1 rRNA gene is annotated in these 571 nt (G+C 56.6%); it reads left to right on the forward strand.

The features are described from left to right. A 23S ribosomal RNA gene (locus tag MMB75_RS26095) occupies nucleotides 1–571 on the forward strand; the annotation flags it as partial.

Here is a 571-nt window from a genome sequence, read left to right on the forward strand (position 1 = left end):
CGAGGACAGTGTCAGGTGGGCAGTTTGACTGGGGCGGTCGCCTCCTAAAGAGTAACGGAGGCGCCCCAAGGTTCCCTCAGAATGGTTGGAAATCATTCGAAGAGTGCAAAGGCAGAAGGGAGCTTGACTGCGAGACCTACAAGTCGAGCAGGGACGAAAGTCGGGCTTAGTGATCCGGTGGTACCGCATGGAAGGGCCATCGCTCAACGGATAAAAGCTACCCTGGGGATAACAGGCTTATCTCCCCCAAGAGTCCACATCGACGGGGAGGTTTGGCACCTCGATGTCGGCTCATCGCATCCTGGGGCTGAAGTAGGTCCCAAGGGTTGGGCTGTTCGCCCATTAAAGCGGTACGCGAGCTGGGTTCAGAACGTCGTGAGACAGTTCGGTCCCTATCTGTCGTGGGCGTAGGAAATTTGAGAGGAGCTGTCCTTAGTACGAGAGGACCGGGATGGACGTACCGCTGGTGTACCAGTTGTTCCGCCAGGAGCACCGCTGGGTAGCTATGTACGGAAGGGATAAGCGCTGAAAGCATCTAAGCGTGAAGCCCCCCTCAAGATGAGATTTCCCA

It is taken from the genome of Paenibacillus sp. P2(2022) (assembly GCF_029522175.1).
Taxonomy (GTDB): domain Bacteria; phylum Bacillota; class Bacilli; order Paenibacillales; family Paenibacillaceae; genus Paenibacillus; species Paenibacillus polymyxa.